This is a genomic window from Streptomyces similanensis, assembly GCF_039543625.1.
Taxonomy (GTDB): Bacteria; Actinomycetota; Actinomycetes; order Streptomycetales; family Streptomycetaceae; genus Streptomyces; species Streptomyces similanensis.
On the sequence record NZ_BAABKC010000044.1, the window covers coordinates 13,279 to 30,465 of the forward strand.

Consider the following 17,187-nt stretch of genomic DNA (forward strand, 5'->3'; position numbering starts at 1 on the left):
GACGTCAGGGGGCGCGGTAATAGCCCTGGTCCCGCGGGTCCGGCTGGTTCCGGTCGGGGTCGTACTCGCCGTACTGGTCGTGCTGCTGACCCTGCCGGCCCTGCTGGCCGTGCTGGCCGTGCTGGCCGGCGTAGGGCTGCTGCGGCTGCTGGTGCTGCTGCCCGTAGGGCTGCTGGTGCGGCTGCTGCTGCGGGTACTGCTCGCCGTAGTGCTGGTTCCGCTGCGGGTGGGGGTGGCCGTACCGCTGCTGTCCGTGCGGGGGGTTCTGGCCGTCGTGGGGGCCGGACTGCGGGCGGGGGGCGCCCTGCGCGGCCGGGTCGATGCGGCGCAGCTGGGTCGTCGCGTCGTCCGCGACCGGCTGCCCGTATCCCTGCTGGCCGTACCCCTGCTGACCGTAGCCCTGCTGGTCGTAGCCCTGCTGACCGTGGGCCTGCTGCGCGTACGGCGACTGCTGGTACGGCGACTGCGGCGCGAAGGCCGGCTCCTCCCGGGCCGGGGCCTGCGGGTTCTTCTTCGCCTTGGAGCGGGCCCGGAGGAACTCGATGCCGATCGGCACCACCGAGACGAGGACGACCAGGATCAGGATCGCCTCGATGTTGTCCTTGACGAAGGCGATGTTGCCCAGCCAGGAGCCGAGCAGGGTGACGCCCGCGCCCCACAGGATGCCGCCGATGAGGTTGAAGACCAGGAACGAGCGGTACTTCATGCCGCTGACGCCCGCGATGATCGGCGTGAACGTGCGCACGATCGGCACGAAGCGGGCCAGGACCAGCGACTTGGGGCCGTACTGCTCGAAGAACTCGTGCGCCTTGGTGACGTTCTCCTGCTTGAACAGGCGCGAGTCCGGGCGGTTGAACAGGGACGGACCGACCTTCTTGCCGAACATGTAGCCGGCCTGGTCGCCGAGGACGGCGGCGAGGCAGATCAGGACGATCGCGGCCCACAGCGGGAAGTCCAACTGGTGCGAGGTGATCAGCAGCCCGCAGGTGAACAGCAGGGAGTCGCCCGGCAGGAAGAAGCCGATCAGCAGGCCCGACTCGGCGAAGACGACGAGCAGCAGCCCCCAGATGCCGAAGGTGTCGAGGAGGTAGTTCGGATCAAGCCAGCTCGGGCCGAGGGCGAGCGTCGTCACGGTACCGGGCTCCTGAGGGGGTGAGGAAGGACGGCGGCGCTGCGGCCCCCGTGGTACTGCCGCACAACGTATCAACGGATGGTGTACGGCCCAGGTTCCATCGCCTGCGCGGGGATGCGCTGTGCGCCGCCCGGGTCCACCCTGTGAGCCATGGGAATCGAGGAGTACGGCGGCGGCCAGGGCGCCGGCGCGGATGTGCTGGTCGTCACGACGAACGACCTGCCCGGCCACCGGGTCGAGCAGGTCATCGGCGAGGTCTTCGGGCTGACGGTCCGGTCCCGGCATCTGGGCAGCCAGATCGGCGCGGGCCTGAAGTCGATGATCGGCGGCGAGCTGAAGGGGCTCACCAAGACGCTGGTGGAGACCCGCAACCAGGCCATGGAACGGCTCATCGAGCAGGCCCGCGCCCGGGGCGCCAACGCGGTGCTGGCCTTCCGCTTCGACGTCACCGAGGCGGCGGACGTCGGCACGGAGGTCTGCGCGTACGGGACGGCGGTGGTCGTGGCCCGGGAGTAGCCCGGGCCGGACAGATCGCGCGACGGACCAGGTCGCCGGGTCAGTCCTGCCGTGCCAGGGCCACCAGCTCGAACGCGGTCCGCCCGTCCAGCGACTCCCGGATGATGTCGGCGTGACCGGCGTGCCGGGCCGTCTCCCGGATCAGGTTCAGGCACAGCCAGCGCAGCGAGACCCGCTCGTCCGGCGGGAACCAGGGCTCGTCCGGCAGCGGGAAGGTGTCGTCGAGGCTGGGCGCCGAACGGATGTACGCCTCCGTCTCGGCGGCCACCTCCTCCCAGTACGCCAGCTGCCCCGCGACCGTCTGGTCCGCGGCGAGCTCGAAGCACTCGTGCCAGTTCGACGCGTCGCGCACGATCGCCGGCGGCACCTGCTTCGCCCGGGCGACCCAGGCTTGCTCGACCTCCACGACGTGCTTGAGCAGCCCGCCCAGGGACAGCTCGCTCGCGCTCGGCCGCGACCGCGCCTGCTCCTCGGTCAGCCCGAGCAGCGCCCGCCGGATGCCGCCGCGCTGTTCCTCCAGGAACGCCAGCAGCGCCCCGCGCTCGTCGCCCCGCTCCTCGGCTCCCACGTGAGTGACCATGACCGGCCCGCCTTCCGTCCGCGTCGGCGCCCTCGTGCCCCGACACCGACCACGCTACGAACCCTTGCGGTCAGGTTCTGTCCGCAAGGGTCCAGGGCGCGGGGTGTCGTCCTTCCGCGATGTCGTCCTCCCGCGCGCGGCGGGAGGCCGGGGCGTCAGAACGGGAAGCCGCTGCGGCCGTGCTGCACCGAGATCCACTTGATTGTGGTGAAGGCGTCCACGGTCGTCTCGCCGTTCAGCCGGCCGATGCCCGAGTGCTTCTCGCCGCCGAAGGGGACGAGCGGCTCGTCGTGGACGGTGCCGTCGTTCACGTGGAACATGCCGGTGTCGATCCGCTTGGCGAAGGCGACGCCGCGCTCGACGTCCGCCGTGTGCACGGCGCCGCTGAGGCCGTACGGGGTGTCGTTGACGAGGCGGACCGCCTCCTCCTCGCCGTCGAACGGGACGAGGAAGACGACCGGGCCGAAGACCTCCTGCCTCAGCAGCGCGGAGTCGGCGGGCAGGTCCGTCAGCACGGACGGCTCGACCAGGTTGTCGGTGACGGCGCCGCGCAGCAGGGCGGTGGCGCCCTCGGCGACCGCCTGCTCCACGGTGCCCGAGATCGCGTTCGCCTGGGTGGAGTTGATCACCGGGCCGATGACCGTCCCCGGGTCGCGCGGGTCGCCGGTCTTCAGCGTCCTGACCTTGGCGACGAACTTCTCGGTGAACTCCTCGGCGACGGAGCGGTCGACCAGCACCCGGTTCGCGGCCATGCAGACCTGGCCCTGGTGGACGTAGCGGCTGAAGACGGCCGCGTCGACCGCGTAGTCGAGGTCGGCGTCGTCCAGGACCACGATCGCGCTGTTGCCGCCCAGTTCCAGCACCGCGCGCTTGAAGTGGGCGGCGCAGACGGTGGCGACGTGCCGGCCGACGGTGTCGGAGCCGGTGAAGGAGATGACCTTGGGCACGGGGTGCTCGATGAAGGCGTCGCCGATCTCGGCGATGTCCGTGATGACGACGTTGAGCAGCCCGCCCGGCAGCCCCGCGTCCTCGAAGAGTTTGGCCACCAGGGAGCCGCCGGTGATCGGCGTGTTCTGGTGCGGCTTGAGCACCACGCCGTTGCCGAGCGCGAGCGCCGGGGCGACCGACTTGACGGACAGCAGGAAGGGGAAGTTGAAGGGGCTGATGACGCCCACGACGCCGACCGGGACGCGGTAGACGCGGTTCTCCTTGCCGTCGGTCGGCGAGGGCAGGATCTTCCCCTCGGGGGCCAGCGCCAGATGGACCGCCTCGCGCAGGAACTCCTTGACCAGGTGCAGTTCGAAGGCGGCCTTGAGGTGGGTGCCGCCCAGCTCCGCGATGATCACCTCGGTGATCTCCTGCTCGCGCTCCTCGACCAGGCGCAGCGCCTTCTCGAACACCGCGCGGCGGGTGTAGGGGTTGGTGGCGGCCCACTGCTTCTGGGCTCGGGCGGCGCTCCGGTAGGCCTGATCGACCTCGTCGGCCGTGGCTATGGTGATCGAGGCCAGCTTCTCGCCGTCGTACGGGTTGAAGTCGATGATGTCCCAGGATCCGCTGCCGGGACGCCACTCGCCGTCGATGTACTGCTGGGCCAGGTCGGTGAAGTAGGACGACATGGTGATCCCTCTAATCCCAGGCTCGCGCTGTCTGATGGGACGTCATCGTACGCGTGGGACAGCGGAGTTGACGTGTCCGCGCGGGCGGAGCCGGAGGGCCGCGAGGGCGTCGGGGGGCTAGGAGAGCTGGAGGAGGCCGCGCAGCAGGTCACGGCTCTCGTCGGGGCCGGGGCTGTCGCTCTGGAGTTCCTTGAGCGCCCTCTCGTACTGGCCGACGTCCTCGGATTTGTCCAGGTAGAGCGCGCTGGTCAGCTGCTCCAGGTAGACGACGTCGGACAGGTCGGACTCGGGGAAGCTGAGGATGGTGAAGGCGCCGGACTCGCCCGCGTGCCCGCCGAAGCTGAACGGCATGACCTGGAGCCGCACGTTGGGCCGCTCGGAGATCTCGATCAGGTGCTGGAGCTGGCCGCGCATCACCTCGCGGTCGCCGTAGGGGCGGCGCAGGGCGGCCTCGTCCAGGACGATGTGCAGGTCCGGGGCGTTCTCGGCGACCAGGTGCTTCTGCCGCTCCAGGCGCAGCGCCACCCGCCGCTCCACGTCGGCCTCGCTCGCGCCCCGCATGCCCCGCCGGACCACCGCGCGGGCGTACTCCTCGGTCTGCAACAGGCCGTGCACGAACTGGACTTCGTAGACGCGGATCAGCGACGCCGCGCCCTCCAGGCCCACATAGGTGGGGAACCAGCTCGGCAGGACGTCGGAGTAGCTGTGCCACCAGCCCGCGACGTTGGCCTCCTTGGCGAGCGAGAGGAGTGAGCTGCGCTCCGCCTCGTCCGTGATGCCGTACAGCGTCAACAGGTCTTCCACGTCACGGGTCTTGAAGCTCACCCGGCCCAGCTCCATCCGGCTGATCTTCGACTCCGAGGCGCGGATCGAGTATCCCGCCGCCTCCCGCGTGATCCCCCGCGATTCCCGCAGTCGCCTGAGTTGCGAGCCGAGCAGCATCCGCCGCACCACCGATCCGGGCTCTCCCGCGCTCACCTTCGCCAGCCTCCCCAACCGTCTTAAGGGCCGCAGTCTGCCACTAAATCACTTCGAGCTGTACTCGCGTGATTACGGAAACGGAAAGAGATCGCAGAAACCGTGCAGCCCACGGCAAGAAGGAGGCATGCGACGGACATGAGGATGGCGGAAAAAATGGCCAGCAAGCGGTACGGGAAGGCGCATTTCGGTCACGTGCACGTGCATCTGCCCTTGCATCTGCTGTGCGCATCCGAAACCATGGTCCCGCACCACCGCTGCATCGCAACGACCGCGGATTATCGGGAGTGCCTCGCATGGGGACGAATGGATCGACCATGCTCCAGCCGTTACGGCAGGGCCTTCCGCCGATGGACCTCGCGTCCGTGTCGGACGCCGCCTCCTGCGCCCTGCCCGCCCGCTACGAAGCCGTGCGCGAGGCCAGGCGGTTCACCCGGGTCACGCTCGACACGTGGGAGCTGGGCGACCGCTTCGACGACGTCTGCCTGGTGGTCTCCGAACTCGTCACCAACGCCCTGCGGCACGCGATGCCTGCCGTACCCGGGCCGCGGTCGTGCGAGCAGGCCCCGGCGGTGCGGCTGCACCTGATGCACTGGAGCGAACGGCTCGTGTGCGCCGTGCGCGACCCCAGCCAGGACAGCCCGGTCGCCCGCGAGGACACCGAGGACTTCTCCGCCGAGTCGGGCCGCGGCCTGTTCCTCGTCGACTCCTTCAGCGACAGCTGGGGCTGGCACCCGCTGGCCGGCACGCTGGGCGGCAAGGTCGTCTGGGCGCTGTTCCGGCTCCGCCCCGCCGACTGACGCCGCACGGTTCTCGCACGCCGTGGATCTACGCGCGTCACGCTCTGCCGCACACCGGTCACCGAGTGTGCGGGAGTACTCGGGCGAACCGATTCTGCTCAGCCTCCGACGAGGTGGTCGAACTCCCCGTCCTTGACGCCCAGCAGCATCGCCTCGATCTCGGCGCGGGTGTAGACGAGCGCGGGCCCGTCCGGGAACCGCGAGTTCCGCACGGCCACGTCACCGCCCGGCAGCCGCGCGAACTCCACGCAGGAACCCTGCGAGTTGCTGTGTCTGCTCTTCTGCCAGGCCACTCCGTGCAGCTGTGTGGCCGCCATGCCGTTGTGCACGTCGCACTCCCCGTACACGCCCTCGACGTCGTGGTTCACAGGTCGCTCCCCGGTGGTGCACTGGCTGATGTGGCCATTGATGCATCGGTCAACTGACCCGGATCATAACCTTGTTCATGTGCAGCTGCATGAGCAGATGCACGTGCACGCGGAGTGCTTCGGCGGTTACAGCGTTGGCGAACGCTTTACCGAAGCGGTTTCCAGCGCCTGCCCCCGGACCCGACGACCATGCGCCCGCGGACTTCCGCCTCCCGCGCACACGCCGCGCGTACTAGGAAGAGACGCATGCGGCCCCTCACCTGTTCCGGCGTCGGCCGAGGAGTTGCGGAGCGGGACGTTCGGAAAGGCGGCGAAGCGCCGGGCGCGGGCGGCGGGAAGCGGTTTCCGGTCGGTGGAGCGCGCAAGCCGGCCGACGCGGACGCGAAGGGGGCGAACGCGCGGGGGGGCGGTGCGGTCCGTGGTTGCGCGGATGCATCTGCAACGGTCGGGGACGGTGGTCTCCGGCCACCGGGAAGCCTCCCACAGTCCCCCGCGCGTCCCGTACGGGGGGCACGGTGGACTCCGTCAACAAGACCACCTTCCGCGTTACCTGGGAGGGTGGTCTCGGCGAGGAGACGTCCACGCGGGCGGAGGGCGGGACGATACCCTCGGGCTCCCCACGGCGAGTCCCGGCTCCTGACCGCTCCGGAGCCCGGTGGCGGGGCGGGCAACCGCGCCGCACCCTCGTACGTGATGATCCTTGAGCATCGTCACGACCCAAGGAACCACCTCATGCGCGCCATTGCGATCACCGTCACCGCCCTCGCCGCCGCCCTCCTGCTGACCGCCTGCGACAGCGGCGGCAGCGACGGCGACGGCACCGACACCGGGAGCAAGAACACCGACACCACCGAGAACACGGCCTGCCGGCTCGGCGCGGTCGGCCTCCAGGTCGGCCCCGCCAACGCCGCGCCCGCCGCCGGGGACACGGGCAACGTCCCGGTCACGCTCACCAACCAGGGCGCCGCGTGCACCCTGGACGGCTTCCCCGGCCTCACCCTGGCCGCCGGGAGCGACACGGCGGCCGTGCCGCAGGACAAGACGGGGCAGGCGCAGAAACTGACCCTCGCCAAGGGGGACACCGCCTCCTTCACCCTCACCTACGTCCGGGGCAAGGCGGGCGACGCGAAGAGCCTGGCGGCGACCTCGCTGAAGATCGCGCTGCCGGGCGCGTCCGACGCCAAGAGCTACCCGTGGTCGTACGGCCCGGTGCAGGGCAAGAGCGACGCGGCGCACCCGGACGCGTCGGTGACGGCGTTCCAGCAGGCCGGGGACTGACGGACCGCCACGTCCCCGGACTCGGGCCGCCGGACGGGCCCCCGGGCTCAGCTCAGCGGCCGGCGATGCCGCATCTGGGCCCGGTCCGCCGCCTGCGCGCCCTCCGTCCAGCCGGCCGCGTCGCTCACCCCGCGCAGCCGGGTGGTGGTCGTGTCCGGGAACATCCGGTCCAGCCGGTCGGCGACCGCCACGTCGCGGGTCGCCAGGACGGGGAGCAGGTCCTCGGTGACCTGGTGCTCGGCGACGGCCGCGAGGCGGCTGCCGATGCGGTGGGCGTAGGCGGCGAGGAAGGACTGCCGGAAGGTCTTGGTCCGCTTGCGCCCGCCCGCCCTCTGCGCGGCCTCGGCTCGGGTCATTGCGGTGGTGGCCTGGACGAGGAGCGAGGTGTACAGCAGTTCGACCACTTCGAGGTCGGCCTCGAAACCGACGACGGTGGAGAAGCCGAGGGGTTCGTTCCACACGGCCCGGCAGTGGTTGGCGGTGGCGACGGCGTCCAGCAGCACGGCCTTGGCCTGCTCGTACGGCGGCTCGACACCGATCCGGCAGGCGCCGGGCGCGTCCGGCGCCGGCCCGTGCGCGGCGATCAGCGCCTCGTCGATGCTGTGCCGCGCCATCAGCTCCTGCGCCTTGGCGCTCAGCGCCTCCGCCTCCTCCGGGAACCCGGTCGCCTCCGCCTTGGCGAGCAGCGCCCGGATCCGGCCGAGCGTCCGGGAGTCGCCCCGGGGCGCCGAGGGGCCCGGCGCGGCGAGGTCGTCCAGCGTTTCGAGGGTGGGCAGCCGCAGCAGCAGCCGGTACAGCTCCAGCACGGCGGTGGCGTACGAGAAGCGGTCGTCGGCGGGCGCCTCGTCGGCGGTCAGTTCGTCGAGCTGCGCGGCCCAGCGCGGGCCGCGCGGCCGGTCGTGCGGGACCTGGGCGCGGATCAGGGCCGCCGCGAGCCGGAGGTGGAGGTCGTCGAGCTCCCGCCGGACGACGCGCGTGAGATCGCCGGGCTGCCAGCCCCGCTGCCAGGCCGCCGCGACCAACTCCACGCCGCGGCGGGCGAGTTCGGCGTCCGCCGTGGGATCGGCGGCGAGCATCGAGGCGCCGGCGTCGAGGGCGTCGTCGGTGGCGGCGTAGAGGGCGGCCGACAGGGCGCGGTCGACGGTGCTGGACGTGGTCACGGTCCGATCGTGCCATGCCCCGCCTCCCGCACTGTCCACACCCTGTGGACAACCGACGGCGGGACGGTCCGCCGACGTACGGAAGCCCATCTGACACGGCCGTCAACCATCGGTTGACAGTCCCCCACTGTCAACCTACGGTTGCGGTATGACGAACCCCAGCATCAGGTCGTCCATCCGTCTCGACGACCTCATCTCGGCCATCAAGAACGTCCACCAACAGCCGCTGGAGCAGCTCCAGGACGCCGTTCTCGCCGGTGAGCACCTCGGCGAGGTCGCGGACCACCTCATCGGGCACTTCGTCGACCAGGCACGGCGCTCCGGCGCCTCCTGGACCGACATCGGCAGGAGCATGGGCGTCACCCGGCAGGCCGCGCAGAAGCGGTTCGTGCCCAAGGAGTCCCTCGATCTCGACCCCAGCCAGGGCTTCAGCCGCTACACGCCCCGCGCGCGCAAGGTGGTGATGGCCGCCAACGAGGCGGCCAAGGCCGCCCGGAACACCGAGGGCCTGCCCGTGCACCTGGTCCTCGGGCTGCTCACCGAACCGGAGGCACTGGCCGCCAAGGCCGTACAGGAGCAGGGCGTCCCCCTGGAGACGGTCCGCGAGGCCGCCACCGCCGTACTCCCGCCGGCCTCCCCGGACGCCCCCGAGCTGATCCCGTACGGCCCCGCCGCCAAGAAGGCCCTCGAACTCACCTTCCGGGAGGCCCTGCGCCTCGGCCACAACTACATCGGCACCGAACACATCCTGCTGGCCCTGCTGGAGCTGGAGAACGGCGAGGGCGTCCTGAGCGGCGCCGGCCTCAGCAAGGACCGCACCGAGGAGTACGTCGTGGCGACCCTGGCGCGGTTCCTCGACACGACGGCACGGCAGGACGACCGGCAGCCCGAAGGGGACCACGGCCCCGCCTGACCCCGGCCGCTTCCCCGGCGCACACCCCCACTGCCGGACCCCCGCTGCCGGACCCCCGCGGCGCGTGCCCACCGTGCGGCTCGCTACGAGTATCAATGTCAGACCCCCCTGCGACACTCGACGGCATGACCGACCGGTGGGCGCTGGCGCCGGCCGAGGGCGGCGGCGCGGAGGTCGCCCCCCTCGGTCCGGACGGGCTGCCCGCGGGCCCGGTGCGCCGGGAGCCGGACCTGGCCGAGGCCGTCCGGAGCCGGCCGCACGTCACCCGCTGGGTGTGGCGGTCCACCGCCGAGGTCTATCCCCGGCTGCTCGCGGCCGGGGTGCGCGTGGAGCGGTGCTACGACATCGAGGACGCCGAGACCCTGCTGCTCGGCCACGAGGGACACCACGGCGAGCCCCGTTCGGCGGCCGCCGCGCTGGCCAGGCTGCGCGGCGGTCCCGTACCGCCCGACCCACCGCAGCGGCCGGCCGCACCGGGCGCGCAGTCCTCCCTGTTCGAACCCGAGGGCGTCCACCTGCCGCTGGCGGACCTGATCGCGGTCCACGCCGAGCAGCAGCGGCGGCACGAGAGGACCACGCACCCCGACCGCATGCGGCTGCTGACCGCGGCCGAGTCGGCGGGCATGCTGGTGGCGGCCGAGATGAACCGCGCGGGTCTGCCCTGGAGCGCGGACGTGCACCGCCGGGTGCTGCACGATCTGCTCGGCGAGCGCTACGCGGGCGGCGGCGAACCGCGGCGGCTGGCCGAACTGGCCGACGAGGTGTCCGCCGCCTTCGGCCGCCGGGTGCGGCCGGACCTGCCCGCCGACGTCGTCAAGGCCTTCGCCCGCGCCGGGATCAAGGTCCGCTCCACCCGCCGCTGGGAGATCCGGTCCATCGACCACCCGGCCGTGGCGCCCCTGCTCGAATACAAGAAGCTGTACCGGATCTGGGTGGCGCACGGCTGGTCGTGGCTCCAGGACTGGGTGCGCGAGGGGCGGTTCCGGCCGGAGTTCCTGGCGGGCGGCACCGTGACCGGCCGCTGGGTGACCAACGGCGGGGGCGCGCTCCAGATCCCCAAGGTCATCCGCCGGGCCGCGGTCGCCGACCCCGGCTGGCGCCTGGTGGTCGCCGACGCCGACCAGATGGAACCGCGCGTACTGGCGGCGATCTCCCGCGACCCCGGCCTGATGGAGGTGGCCGGCCGCACCTCCGACCTCTACCAGTCCGTCTCCGAGCGCGCCTTCTCCGGCGACCGCGCCCAGGCCAAACTGGCCGTGCTCGGCGCGGTCTACGGCCAGACCTCGGGCGACGGCCTGAAGAACCTGGCCGCCCTCAGACGCCGCTTCCCGCGCGCGGTGGCCTACGTCGACGAGGCCGCGCGGGCCGGGGAGGAGGGCCGGCTCGTACGGACCTGGCTGGGCCGGACCTGCCCGCCGGCCGCCGCGGACTCCGAGGACGCCACCGAGGAGGCGGGCCTGCCGCAGGACGACCCGGCCGAGCACTCCCCCGGCAGGACCGGCGATTGGGGAGGCGGCGACCGGGGCTGGATGCCGGGACACGTCTCCTCCGACGCCCGTGCCCGCGGCCGCTTCGCCCGCAACTTCGTCGTCCAGGGCAGCGCCGCCGACTGGGCTCTGCTGCTGCTCGCCGCGCTGCGCCGCACCTGCCGGGACATGGCGGCCGAGCTGGTCTTCTTCCAGCACGACGAGGTGATCGTGCACTGCCCGAAGGAGGAGGCCGACACGATCGTCGAGGCGATCCGCGTGGCCTCCGAACTGGCCGGCCGGCTGACGTTCGGCGACACCCCGGTGCGGTTCCCGTTCACGACGGCGGTGGTGGAGTGCTACGCGGACGCCAAGTGAGCGTCCCGGCCGACGCCGAGCCGCCACACCCCCGGCGGACCGGGTGGCAGACAGCAGGTGGAAGATCATCGTGAACGGAGTGGGGACCTGCCGGGCCGCCCGTCGCTGCCCGGTGCCGCCGCCCCGCCCGATCCCGATCGAGGGGGAGAACCGACATGCGACCGCTGCGCTGTGCCGTGCTGGACGACTTCCAGAACGCCGCGACCGCCTTCGCCGACTGGTCGCCGCTGGGCGACCGGGTCGACGTGGTCACGTACGACGAGCACTTCGCGACCCAGGACGCGCTGGTGGCGGCGATCGCCGACGCCGACGTGGTCGTGACCCTGCGCGAGCGGGTGCCGTTCCCGGCCGCGCTCCTGAACCGCCTCCCGCGGCTGAAGCTGCTGATCGCCTCCGGCATGCGCAACTCGGTGATCGACTACGCCGCCGCACGCGCGAACGGCGTGACCGTGTGCGGCACGGAGAGCTCGGGGACCCCGCCGGTGGAACTCACCTGGGCCCTGCTGCTCGGTCTGGCCCGGGGGATCGTCCAGGAGAACGACGCGCTGCGCGCCGGCGGCCGCTGGCAGTCCACGGTGGGCGCCGACCTGCACGGCCGCCGTCTGGGCCTGCTGGGCCTGGGCAGGATCGGCGGCAAGGTGGCCGCGGTCGGCCTCGCCTTCGGCATGGAGGTCACGGCGTGGAGCCAGAACCTCACGGAGGAACGGGCGGCGGAGGTCGGAGTCACCCTGGCCCGCACCAAGGAGGACCTGCTGGCGTCCTCGGACTTCGTCTCGATCCACCTGGCCCTGAGCGACCGCACCCGGAACCTCCTCGGTGCCCGGGAACTGGCCCTCCTGAAGCCCACGGCCTACCTGGTCAACACCTCGCGCGCCGCGATCGTCGACCAGGACGCCCTGCTCACCGTCCTGCGCGAGGGCCGTATCGCCGGCGCGGGCCTCGACGTCTTCGACACCGAGCCCCTCCCCACCGACCACCCCCTGCGCACCGCTCCCCGCCTCCTGGCCACCCCCCACCTGGGCTACGTCTCCCGCGCCAACTACGAGCGCTACTACGGCCAGGCGGTGGAGGCCATCGGTGCCTGGCTTTCGGGCGCCCCGATCCGCGTCCTGAGCTGACACGGAGCAGCGAGCGCGGAACCTGCCGGAGCCCGAACAAAGAAAAGCGGCCCAGCAGAGATGCTGGGCCGCCACAAGTTCGCTATCACAGAGAATAATCGCTTCAGAGATACACATAACAGAGATACACAGATAACTTCAGCGTTTAAAAGATTCGCAAGTCACGCAGACAGAAAATACATCACAGAGAACACACAAAGTTGTCGAGCATTTCGTTGTCGCGCACAAGATCGAGGGAGCAGAATCCCCCACGATCGTGAACGTGCTCCAGGAACATCAAGGCATCGCCACCGTTGTGCAGCAGGGCGAGTGCCAGAGAAACCCCTCGGACGACGCCGATCGCTCTCGACTTGCACCTGCGCCAACGTGCGTCACCCGCCCCTCTGGTCGAGTCGGGATCGTGACCGTTCGCGCAGTCATCACTCACTGTTGAGTTGTGACCGGCCGAACCACTGCTTGCCCTCCGGCGGAGGAGCCGAGCAAGAGCTTCGAACCTTTCCACTGGGAACTCCCTTCTGTCGAGCGTGCAGCGAATGCCGCACAGGGAGATTCACCCGAAGATGAACCCCCTGCGCGGCACTCACCCCCGACAAAGGGAGCGGTGCTTGAGTCCAGGGGACTCGATGCCCCCAACGTACTGTCCACCGCACACCGAGCGCATCACCCGCGACGGTGATGACGGGTAGTTCTTTGGCCGTAGGGGGTGTCTAGGGGACACCCAGTCGACCGGCCGCCGCCCACCCCACACCTGCCGCCACGACGCCGCCACCGCATCCACTGAACGACGAAAGGCCAGCTAGGAACATTCCTAGCCGGCCTTCCCGACGGAGCCGCTTTCGGGATTCGAACCCGAGACCTACGCATTACGAGTGCGTTGCTCTGGCCATCTGAGCTAAAGCGGCGTGCTGAGCGCACCGTGGTGCGAGCGGCAACGTCCGTAAGTCTACACAGTCTCCGAGGGTGCTACGTACCCGCCCCGGAGGGGGCTCCGGGGCGGGCGGTGGGGCTAGGAGCAGCGCTTCGCGGCCGGCGGCTGGGTGCCGCGGAGGAGGTAGGCGTCGATGGCGGAGTCGATGCAGCGGCTGCCGCGGCCGTAGGCGGTGTGGCCGTCGCCGTTGTAGGTGAGCAGGCGGCCGGAGGAGAGCTGGTGGGCCAGGGCCTGGGCCCAGCGGTAGGGAGTCGCCGGGTCGCGGGTGGTGCCGACCACGAGGATGGGGGCCGCGCCCTTCGCCTCGATGCGGTGCGGCTCGCCGGTGGCCCTGACCGGCCAGTACCCGCAGTTCAGGGCGGACCAGGCCAGGCCCTCGCCGAAGACCGGGGACGCCTTGCGGAAGGCCGGGAGCGCCTTCTTCACCTCCGCGGGCGAGGAGAAGGCCGCGGGCAGGTCCAGGCAGTTCACGGCCGCGTTGGCGTACATCAGGTTGCTGTAGCCGCCCTTGGAGTCGCGCTCGTAGTAGCTGTCGGACAGGGCCAGCAGGCCCGCGCCGTCGTTCTTCCTCATCGCCGCGTTCAGCGCGTCGCGCAGCTGCGGCCAGGCCGACTTGTCGTACATCGCCGCGATGACGCCGGTGGTGCCCAGCGCCTCACCGAGGCGGCGGCCGCTCGGATCGCCGGTCGGGACGGGGTGCGCGTCCAGCTTGTGGAAGAAGGCGGCCAGGTTCTCCCCGGCCCGCTGCGGTGTGGTGCCCGGGCCGCCGATCGGGCAGTCGCTCTGCCGCACGCAGTCCTTCGTGAACGACTGGAACGCCGCCTCGAAGCCGGTCGCCTGGTCGATGTTGATCCGGCGCGCGGACAGGGTGGGGTCCATCGCGCCGTCCAGGACGAGGCGGCCCACCCGGTCCGGGTACAGCCCGGCGTACGTCGCGCCGAGGAACGTGCCGTACGACGCGCCGACGTAGTTCAGCCTGCGGTCCCCGAGGACGGCGCGCAGGACGTCCATGTCACGGGCCGCCTCCACCGTGGAGACGTGCCGCAGCAGCGTCGGCTCGTGGGCGCCGCAGCCCTCCGCGAACTTCTGGAACGCGGCGACCAGCGCGTCGGTCTCCTCGCGGTCGTCGGGCGTGACGTCCGTCTGCGTGTACGCGTCCATGGCCCGGTCGTCCAGGCACTCGACGGGCTCGCTGCGGGCCACGCCGCGCGGGTCCATCGCCACCATGTCGTAGCGGGCGCGGATCTCGGCGGGGTAGCCCAGGGCGGCGTACTGCTGGAGGTAGCCGATGGCCGAGCCGCCCGGTCCGCCCGGGTTCACCAGCAGCGAGCCCAGGCGCGAGCCCGGTCCCGTGGCCTTCTTGCGGGCCACCGCCAGCCGGACGTCGCCCGCCGACGGCTTGGCGTAGTCGAGCGGGGCCTTCATCGTGGCGCACTGGAAACCGGGGACCCCGCAGTCCCGCCAGGAGAGCTTCTGGTCGTAGTACGGCGCCAGGGCGGCCGGCGTGGCCCGCGGCAGCGCGGCCAGCACCGCCTCCGCCGCGGGGGTGGTCCGGTGCTGAGTGCTTCCGGAGGAGCAGGCCGACACGAGCAGGACCGCGGCCGCTAGGAAGGAACCGGCCGTGCGGACGGTCCGGGGGCGTCGGCTGCTGCGCGGAGGGGTGTCCGGACGAAGGGCGCGCCTGAGGTACATCCAGCGATCGTAACTCTCTGCGACCAATTCGCCGCGCTCCGCGCCTGGTCGGGCTCGTACGAGTGACGTCGTCAAGCGGGTGTGACGCGACGCGCACTCATCGTTCAGTTCCGGTCACGCCGGTCATTGGCCGGCGCCGGTCACGCCGGTCGTCAGCCTGCTCTCAGGGCCATCGTCATCGCCTCCACCGCCAGCAGCGGCGCCACATTGCGGTCGAGGGCGTCGCGGCAGGCGGCGATCGCCTCTATCCGGCGCAGGGTGGCTTCGGGGGAGCTGCCCCGGGCGATGCGGTCCAAGGTGTCCTCGACGTCCCCGTTGGCGATCGCCAGACGGGAACCGAGCTGGAGGGCGAGCACATCGCGGTAGAAGGCGGTGAGGTCGGTCAGGGCCAGGTCGAGACTGTCGCGCTGGGTGCGCGTGCGCCGGCGCTTCTGCTTGTCCTCCAGGTCCTTCATCACCCCCGCCGTGCCGCGCGGCAGCCGGCCGCCCTGCGCCGCGCCCAGCGCCGCCTTCAGTTCCTCGGTCTCCTTGGCGTCCGTCTCCTCGGCCAGCGCCTTCGCGTCGTCCGCCGCCGCGTCGACGAGCTGCTGGGCCGCCTTGAGGCAGCCGCCGATGTCGTCGAGGCGCAGCGGGAGCTTCAGGACGGCCGCCCGGCGTTCGCGCGCGGCCGGGTCGGTGGCCAGGCGGCGGGCCCGGTCGACGTGGCCCTGGGTGGCGCGGGCGGCGGCCGCCGCGACCGCGGGCTCGACGCCCTCACGGCGTACGAGCATGTCGGCCACGGCGTCCACGGACGGGGTGCTCAGGTTCAGGTGGCGGCAGCGGGAGCGGATCGTCGGCAGGACGTCTTCGAGGGAGGGGGCGCACAGCAGCCAGACGGTGCGCGGCGCCGGTTCCTCGACCGCCTTCAGGACGGCGTTGGCGGACTTCTCGTTCAGACGTTCGGCATCCTCCACGAGGATCACCTGCCAACGGCCGTTCGCCGGGGAGGTGAAGGACTTGCGGACGGTGTCCCGCATGTCGTCGGCGAGGATCTGGGTGCCCACGGCGGCGACCGTGCTGACGTCGGCGTGGGTGCCGATCAGGGCCGTGTGGCAGCCGTCGCAGAAGCCGCAGCCGGGCGCACCGCCCAGGGCGCGGTCGGGGCTCACGCACTGGAGCGCCGCGGCGAAGGCCCGCGCCGTCTGCGCGACCCCGGCGCCGGGCGGCCCGGTGAACAGCCACGCGTGCGTCATCTTCGACGCCTCCGGCGGCGGGGCGGCGGAGGCGGCCGCCGTGACCAGGGCATCGGCGTCCCGGGCAGCGGCGCCCAGCTGCTCGCTGACCCTCTCCTGCCCGACGAGGTCGTCCCACACGCTCATGGGTCACGCCGCCCTTCCGTCATGTTTCGCGGTGCGGCATCCATTGTGCGGGGCCCCACTGACAACGCGGTCCGGCCCCCACCCCGGGCGGGGCGGGGGCCGGGCCCACCGTCGTCGCGCGGCCGCCCGGCGGTACGCGGGCGGCCGGCCGGTTCAGCGGCGGCGGCCGCCGCGCCTGCGGCCGTCCCCGCCGTCCCCGCCGTCCGTGCCGTCGGCGCCTCGGCTATCGCCGTACGCGCCGTGCTCCCCGTCGTCGCCGCGCGGTCCCAGCAACTCGTCCGCGAGCGTCGGGAGGTCGTCCAGCGGGGTCTCCTCGGCCCAGTCCGGGCGGGGGCGGGACCGGCGGCGCGCCGGTCCGTCCGGAGCGACCCGCGCCGGACCGTCCGGGCCGTCCGGGCCGATCCGGGGCAGCTCGCGGGTGCGGTCGTCGGAACCGTCGGGCCGGGCGGCCGCCGGCCGCTCGTCCCGGAAGTAGCCGGGCGGCACCCGGTCCGCGGGGTCGTCACCGCGCCCCGGCACCGGCCCCTCGTCCCGCACCGGAGGCAGTACGGCCGTCTCGTCGGCCGCCCCGGTGACCGGCGGCAGCACGGCCGTCTCGTCCGCGGCGCCCGTGACCGGGGGCAGCACCGTCGTCTCGTCCGCGGCTCCCGCGGCGGCCGGCGGCACCGCGGGCTGCGGCAGCTCGGCCGTGCTCTCGGACTCGGACTCGGTCCCGGACGCGCCGGAACGGTTCTCGGTCCTGGACGCGCCGGCGCGGTCCTCGGCTCCGGAGCGGTCCGCGGGCGCGTCCGCCGCCCGGTCGTCGCGCACCGGCGGCAGCACCGCCGTCTCGTCCGCCGGGCCGCCCGAGGCGTTCGCCGGCGTCACGACCGGGGTCGCCACGGTCACCGCGTCCGACGGCGGCCT

General features: G+C 72.2%; 14 protein-coding genes, 1 tRNA gene and 1 pseudogene. 6 read left to right on the forward strand and 10 right to left on the reverse strand.

The window, feature by feature from the left end; all coding sequences use genetic code 11:
* Positions 1-4: 4 nt before the first annotated feature.
* The gene (locus tag ABEB07_RS14205; RefSeq protein ID WP_345668634.1) at positions 5-1,132 is read right to left on the reverse strand and encodes a DedA family protein; all 1,128 of its coding nucleotides are present in this window, start codon (positions 1,130-1,132) and stop codon (positions 5-7) included.
* A gap of 150 nt (positions 1,133-1,282) precedes the next feature.
* Here ABEB07_RS14205 and ABEB07_RS14210 point away from each other — a divergent pair, with 150 nt between their 5' ends.
* A complete protein-coding gene (locus ABEB07_RS14210) occupies positions 1,283-1,648 on the forward strand; it encodes a YbjQ family protein (RefSeq protein ID WP_345668635.1) in 366 nt (121 codons plus the stop codon).
* A gap of 40 nt (positions 1,649-1,688) precedes the next feature.
* Here the strand turns inward: ABEB07_RS14210 and ABEB07_RS14215 are convergent, their stop codons facing one another.
* The 3 genes from ABEB07_RS14215 to ABEB07_RS14225 form a co-directional block, all read right to left on the reverse strand.
* A complete protein-coding gene (locus ABEB07_RS14215; protein ID WP_345668636.1) occupies positions 1,689-2,228 on the reverse strand; it encodes a DinB family protein in 540 nt (179 codons plus the stop codon).
* Between the two features lie 155 nt (positions 2,229-2,383).
* Positions 2,384-3,844, reverse strand: coding sequence for an aldehyde dehydrogenase family protein (locus ABEB07_RS14220; RefSeq protein WP_345668638.1), 1,461 nt, complete (start codon positions 3,842-3,844; stop codon positions 2,384-2,386).
* Positions 3,845-3,961: 117 nt separating this feature from the next.
* Entirely contained in the window at positions 3,962-4,786 is an 825-nt protein-coding gene (locus tag ABEB07_RS14225) for a helix-turn-helix domain-containing protein (RefSeq protein ID WP_176152060.1), read from the reverse strand.
* Between the two features lie 353 nt (positions 4,787-5,139).
* On the opposite strand from ABEB07_RS14225, the gene ABEB07_RS14230 reads away from it, so the two are divergent.
* Positions 5,140-5,622 (forward strand): ATP-binding protein, encoded by a 483-nt coding sequence (locus ABEB07_RS14230; RefSeq protein ID WP_345668639.1) that lies wholly within the window; start codon positions 5,140-5,142, stop codon positions 5,620-5,622.
* Positions 5,623-5,720: 98 nt separating this feature from the next.
* Here ABEB07_RS14230 and ABEB07_RS14235 read toward each other — a convergent pair whose 3' ends face one another.
* Positions 5,721-5,990: a DUF397 domain-containing protein gene (locus tag ABEB07_RS14235; RefSeq protein ID WP_343235757.1), complete on the reverse strand. Its 270-nt coding sequence runs from the start codon at positions 5,988-5,990 to the stop codon at positions 5,721-5,723.
* A 732-nt stretch (positions 5,991-6,722) separates the two neighbouring features.
* Here ABEB07_RS14235 and ABEB07_RS14240 point away from each other — a divergent pair.
* Positions 6,723-7,268 (forward strand): DUF4232 domain-containing protein, encoded by a 546-nt coding sequence (locus ABEB07_RS14240; protein ID WP_345668640.1) that lies wholly within the window; start codon positions 6,723-6,725, stop codon positions 7,266-7,268.
* A gap of 47 nt (positions 7,269-7,315) precedes the next feature.
* Here ABEB07_RS14240 and ABEB07_RS14245 read toward each other — a convergent pair whose 3' ends face one another.
* A complete protein-coding gene (locus ABEB07_RS14245; protein ID WP_345668641.1) occupies positions 7,316-8,428 on the reverse strand; it encodes a DUF2786 domain-containing protein in 1,113 nt (370 codons plus the stop codon).
* A 148-nt stretch (positions 8,429-8,576) separates the two neighbouring features.
* On the opposite strand from ABEB07_RS14245, the gene ABEB07_RS14250 reads away from it, so the two are divergent.
* The 3 genes from ABEB07_RS14250 (at position 8,577) to ABEB07_RS14260 (ending at position 12,303) form a co-directional block, all read left to right on the forward strand.
* Complete coding sequence (locus ABEB07_RS14250) at positions 8,577-9,341, forward strand: Clp protease N-terminal domain-containing protein (RefSeq protein WP_345668642.1); 765 nt, start codon at positions 8,577-8,579, stop codon at positions 9,339-9,341.
* Positions 9,342-9,466: 125 nt separating this feature from the next.
* Positions 9,467-11,185 (forward strand): bifunctional 3'-5' exonuclease/DNA polymerase, encoded by a 1,719-nt coding sequence (locus tag ABEB07_RS14255; protein WP_345668643.1) that lies wholly within the window; start codon positions 9,467-9,469, stop codon positions 11,183-11,185.
* Between the two features lie 155 nt (positions 11,186-11,340).
* Positions 11,341-12,303 (forward strand): D-2-hydroxyacid dehydrogenase family protein, encoded by a 963-nt coding sequence (locus tag ABEB07_RS14260; protein WP_345668644.1) that lies wholly within the window; start codon positions 11,341-11,343, stop codon positions 12,301-12,303.
* 828 nt (positions 12,304-13,131) lie between these two features.
* Here the strand turns inward: ABEB07_RS14260 and ABEB07_RS14265 are convergent.
* The 4 genes and pseudogenes from ABEB07_RS14265 to ABEB07_RS14280 form a co-directional block, all read right to left on the reverse strand.
* Positions 13,132-13,205, reverse strand: a tRNA-Thr gene (locus ABEB07_RS14265).
* A gap of 104 nt (positions 13,206-13,309) precedes the next feature.
* Positions 13,310-14,923, reverse strand: coding sequence for an alpha/beta hydrolase (locus tag ABEB07_RS14270; RefSeq protein ID WP_345668645.1), 1,614 nt, complete (start codon positions 14,921-14,923; stop codon positions 13,310-13,312).
* Positions 14,924-15,075: 152 nt separating this feature from the next.
* On the reverse strand, positions 15,076-16,281 hold the full coding sequence (locus ABEB07_RS14275; RefSeq protein WP_345668646.1) for a DNA polymerase III subunit delta': 1,206 nt from the start codon (positions 16,279-16,281) through the stop codon (positions 15,076-15,078).
* A 153-nt stretch (positions 16,282-16,434) separates the two neighbouring features.
* A pseudogene (locus ABEB07_RS14280) lies at positions 16,435-17,187 on the reverse strand (dTMP kinase); the annotation flags it as partial.

Excerpts from the sequence above, each read along its gene's own strand:
- ABEB07_RS14210 (WP_345668635.1), top strand. The coding sequence starts at position 1,283 with ATGGGAATCGAGGAGTACGGCGGCGGCCAGGGCGCCGGCGCGGATGTG.
- ABEB07_RS14215 (WP_345668636.1), bottom strand. The coding sequence starts at position 2,228 with ATGGTCACTCACGTGGGAGCCGAGGAGCGGGGCGACGAGCGCGGGGCG.
- ABEB07_RS14220 (WP_345668638.1), bottom strand. The coding sequence starts at position 3,844 with ATGTCGTCCTACTTCACCGACCTGGCCCAGCAGTACATCGACGGCGAG.
- ABEB07_RS14225 (WP_176152060.1), bottom strand. The coding sequence starts at position 4,786 with ATGCTGCTCGGCTCGCAACTCAGGCGACTGCGGGAATCGCGGGGGATC.
- ABEB07_RS14230 (WP_345668639.1), top strand. The coding sequence starts at position 5,140 with ATGCTCCAGCCGTTACGGCAGGGCCTTCCGCCGATGGACCTCGCGTCC.
- ABEB07_RS14240 (WP_345668640.1), top strand. The coding sequence starts at position 6,723 with ATGCGCGCCATTGCGATCACCGTCACCGCCCTCGCCGCCGCCCTCCTG.
- ABEB07_RS14250 (WP_345668642.1), top strand. The coding sequence starts at position 8,577 with ATGACGAACCCCAGCATCAGGTCGTCCATCCGTCTCGACGACCTCATC.
- ABEB07_RS14255 (WP_345668643.1), top strand. The coding sequence starts at position 9,467 with ATGACCGACCGGTGGGCGCTGGCGCCGGCCGAGGGCGGCGGCGCGGAG.
- ABEB07_RS14260 (WP_345668644.1), top strand. The coding sequence starts at position 11,341 with ATGCGACCGCTGCGCTGTGCCGTGCTGGACGACTTCCAGAACGCCGCG.
- ABEB07_RS14270 (WP_345668645.1), bottom strand. The coding sequence starts at position 14,923 with ATGTACCTCAGGCGCGCCCTTCGTCCGGACACCCCTCCGCGCAGCAGC.
- ABEB07_RS14275 (WP_345668646.1), bottom strand. The coding sequence starts at position 16,281 with ATGAGCGTGTGGGACGACCTCGTCGGGCAGGAGAGGGTCAGCGAGCAG.